Raw genomic sequence first — 4,303 nt, forward strand, 5'->3', positions numbered from 1 at the left:
AGAGTTTTTACCAGCTTATAGTCCAGATTACAACCTAATAGAATTATTGTGGCATTCCGCTAAAGAATACATAGCTAATCGAGAATTTGAAAATAAAGAAGAACTGGAAAAAGTAGTCAATCAGCTTTTAAATGAAGGGGTATTGATTATTAAATGGAGTAGAAAACTTAAAAATAAGGGTAATGCTGTCAATGTAACTTAAATGCGTAAAAGCTTATCATCTTGGGTTATGTGGGAGTTAATGCAACAGCAATAGCGGCAATTACTGGCGGTTTATCGGTGGGTATTGGTTTCGGTATGCAGCAAGTAGTAAGTAATTTTATTAGCGGTATTTTACTATTATTTGAAAAAGTTCTCAAACCCGGTGATATCATTAATATTGAAGGACAGACTTCTCAGGTAAAAAAGCTAGGTATTCGAGCGACAACAGTGCAAATTCTTACAGACAATTCCGAAAAAATTATCCCCAATCAAAAGTTTTTTACTGAGGATGTCACCACCTATACGGGTAGTGATAACTTGATTTATTGTTCAATTGTTATCGGAGTTGGTTATAATTCTAACGCACAACAGGTGATGAATTTATTGCTAGACATGCCGAGCAACATCCTCACATACTTAAAAACCCGCAACCAGTAGCCTTTTTTCTTAATTTTGATCATTCTAGTTTAAACTTTGAATTAAAGTTCTGGTTGGATGATGTTAACAGGAAAAAGCGAGTAATTAGTGATATTAATTGTGCTATTCTTGATAGGTTTACTCAACAGGGTATCGAGATTCCCTTCCCGCAGCAAGATATTCATATTCGTAATAATTAACCTGAGTTCGGGATAAGCTAAAACCCTGATGCTACCGTAGCCTGAAACTCCTATTCTTTCGTGGAAGCTATGGCAAAATTCCCTTAAACCGAACTGGCGTTAATTAGCAATTTATTCTGGTCAAAAAAACCAGCTGATTATTTTCATCTTAATATCTATCAATTCCCCTGATTAAATTCATACTAAATCCGTTGAGTATAGGCTACATATCAGGATAGGCAAAAGGCAAGAGGCAAAAGGGGGAATAAACAATCAGTCTTTAATAACTGGATTTAGTATCAGATATTTATTGTTTTTTATTAATAGTTAAGGTCTTGACATAAAAACAACTTTAATATACTATCTACCCTAGATAGTATATTCAGAGATACTCAATAATCTAGAATCAAAATCTCCCAGATTAATTTATCGAGGTTTTGCTCATGCTTTTTCGTCCTACTTGGCTCGGCACTTTATCGCTTGCCCTTGCCTTAAATTGGCCCCTTAGTGCCTCAGAAACCTGCGTCCCGATACCTTTGATCGGTGGTCAAGGAAACCAAGTAACCAAGACCGTTTCTCAACCGACCGTTCCCAGTGTGTTCGGTGTCGATATCACTCGCAATAACTGGAATACCGATTGGGCGGTTCCGAGCGATCGCATCTGGCAAAAATTCGTGGCCACTATATCCTCGGATGAGGGTGGTTCCTTCGATATCCAGATGTACCTCAAGTACAGCGATCAAACCACGGGACAGTTTTTTAACCAACAAGATGTACGGATCGACCCGGGTAAACCCCTGACTATTACCGCCACACCGGAACCCAACGATGAACCCTATCAAGTCAATCTTTTTATCGGTGGTGTCAACCATTTCGGCAAGACCTACACGGTAACCGTTGTCGGCTGCTACCGCTAGATCGTTTTTTTAATAGTGAGGAGTGAAAAATTATGGGATTCTCGCCATGCCGCCTGCTGATCTGGACTTTGTTCGGTTTATCGTTTCCCGTCCCCAGTGTTCTTGCCGAAGCGATAGATGACGGGAAAGCGATCGCTCCCGTGACCGTTGCCCCTTCCTTCTGCGAGGGTTTTACCCCCTTGACCAATAGGGTCGCCCCCTTGCTATTCGAGGGGGAAACCCGAACCGAGGAATTACCGGACAGTGCCTGTGCCAAGGAGCTGGCGGGAGTAGGAGCGCCCGTTTTGCCAGCCTCTCCCCTCACAGAACCCACCCCGGCTGCGACCCCGATCGCACCGGAAAATCCCGCTCCCCGGGGCCAAGAGGATCGAGGTTGGCAGATTAAATTTCAGCCCTACGCGACCATTCCGATCAGTACCTACGGAACCGCAACGGCCCGGGGACGTACCGTCAGCTATCATCTCGATCTCGGCGAAGTGTTACAATCGCTCCGGGTGACGGGTAGCGCGCGCGTGGAAGCCTGGAACGGTCGTTTCGGTTTGATTTTCGACGGTTATTACGCCAGCTTGAGAAACGTGATCGACCGGCAGAAGACAAGGGTTCGACAGCCGAATTTTATCGACTCCTTGAATTGGTTGCTGAGTCGGGATGCCAGCCAGAGAATTCAAAAAGCGATCAATGGACTCGAAGGCATTTCCCAGTCGGTCGATCGGATACAAGGATTAAAAGAAGAGGGGAGCTTTCAAGAGGCAGGAGACAAAATTCGAGCGTTACGACAGGATATCGCCCTAAAAACCGAACAATTAAGCCAATTACCAGCGGCGGCCGAAGAAGTGCGCGATCAGATACGGCAGGAAGTCGCCCTTCGGGAGGAACAGTTACAGGAACTGGAAACGGCGATCAGTAACGCTCGGCAACGTTTTCAGCAAGAGATCGTTCCGAAAATCGAGCAGGCGCAGGAACTGAAGACGACCCTCGCAGAAATTCGACAGGAGGTGCGGCAAGAGGTCGAGCGAAAAGCCGAGCGCTTAAACGAATTTAAACAGGCTCTTGACAGCCTTCAAGGACAATTGGCCGAACGCCAGAATACTTTACAAGAAATGGTCGTAAAAATTCAGACTCTCCCCGACGTGGATATAGGTGAGATTCGGGATAATATCGATATTCGAGATCTCCGGGATTTAGAGAAGAAAATAGCAGAATTACCCCGCGATCCTGCCTTTAGCGATCGGCTAGGAAATTTAAAGGATTTTCAAGAAAAGCTCTCGCAAATACAGGAAGCACTGGCTAGAGGGCAGGAAAAAATTCAAGAATTGCGGGGGTTAAAAGATAGCGAACCCCTGCAACAACTGCAAGCGAAGATTCAAGAGTTACGGGAGCTAAAAGATAGCGAACCCCTACAACAACTACAAGGGAAGATTGAGGAGTTGCGGCAGACTAAAGATAGCGAAATCCTCCAACAATTGCAAGCAAAAGTTCAGGAGCTACAGCAGTTAAAAGATAGCGAACCCCTGCAACAACTGCAAGCGAAACTCCAAGAGTTACGGGGGTTAAAAGATAGCGAACCCCTGCAACGACTCGAACAAGAAATTCAGAACGCCCGAGAATCGCTCGAACAACTAGAACAAACAATGCAACAGGTACAAGAATTCGCCGACAATCGCCAATTACAGCAACTCGAAGCGGATTCGGAAACAAACCTACAATTCGATCAGGGCATCTACGATTTCGCCGTCAGTTACCACATCGGCGCTCCGATCAGCCACGAACTGCCCGAAAACCCCTCTAATCGCTCTTTTCCCTTAATTTGGTTCCAGCCCTATGCGGGCCTTCGTCTCAATAGTATCAGTATCGATATCGAGCAAACGCTTACCGTACAACTATCCAGTCCCCTCGTCAACTTCAGCCAAACTTTCCAACAAACCTTCAGTCAGGGGAGAACTTGGTTTGAACCGCTCCTCGGCGGTAAATTTGGGGTACAGGTGTCCGATCCGATCACTTTATGGATTCGGGGAGACGCTTCCGGTTTCGGGCTGGCCGGCGATACAGATCTAAGCTGGAACCTCCTCTTTGGAGTCGATTGCTGGGTGAATCGCCAAATTTCCCTGCAATTCGCCTATCGTTTCTACGGGATCGAGTATAAAAACGGTAGTGGCGATAACGCGTTCGGTTTTACGCAAAACTTTAACGGACCCTTTCTCGCCGCCACTTTTCACTTTTAACTTATTGTCAGCATTCATCCCTCGCGCTTAGCGCGATGGGACGGGGCTTTTAAAGGTCCCAAGTAATTCGCCCCAGGGTTCCCCTCATGAATGCTGACCAACACATAGACAATTCCTCAAAAACTATGTTATCATAGTTATAGTTTCTTGATAACTCTTATGTACAAAGCGTACAAATTCAGACTTAAGCCTAATACCGAGCAAGAAATAGCCTTAGCAAAAAGCTTTGGTTGTTGTCGTTGGTTTTGGAATTATTCCCTGAATTTATGCCAAGAAACCTATAAAACCACAGGAAAAGGACTGACACGAAACTATATTCAGGGACTATTGCCTAGTCTCAAAAAAGAATATGAGTGGTTGACAGATG

General features: G+C 45.0%; 4 protein-coding genes and 1 pseudogene. All 5 read left to right on the forward strand.

Features of this window, described 5'->3' with window-relative positions; genetic code table 11:
• Positions 1-202, forward strand: a 202-nt coding sequence (locus IM477_RS05635; RefSeq protein ID WP_287730864.1) for a transposase, incomplete at its 5' end; no start/stop codon positions are given.
• A gap of 11 nt (positions 203-213) precedes the next feature.
• Positions 214-818 (forward strand): annotated as a pseudogene (locus IM477_RS05640) (mechanosensitive ion channel family protein); the annotation flags it as partial.
• Between the two features lie 422 nt (positions 819-1,240).
• Positions 1,241-1,714: a hypothetical protein gene (locus tag IM477_RS05645; RefSeq protein ID WP_158202132.1), complete on the forward strand. Its 474-nt coding sequence runs from the start codon at positions 1,241-1,243 to the stop codon at positions 1,712-1,714.
• A 32-nt stretch (positions 1,715-1,746) separates the two neighbouring features.
• A complete protein-coding gene (locus IM477_RS05650) occupies positions 1,747-3,936 on the forward strand; it encodes a coiled-coil domain-containing protein (protein ID WP_287730865.1) in 2,190 nt (729 codons plus the stop codon).
• Positions 3,937-4,095: 159 nt separating this feature from the next.
• A partial coding sequence (locus IM477_RS05655; protein ID WP_287730866.1) for a helix-turn-helix domain-containing protein occupies positions 4,096-4,303 on the forward strand: 208 nt, incomplete at its 3' end.

The organism is Microcystis sp. M090S1 (assembly GCF_020246295.1).
GTDB classification, from domain to species: Bacteria; Cyanobacteriota; Cyanobacteriia; order Cyanobacteriales; family Microcystaceae; genus Microcystis; species Microcystis aeruginosa.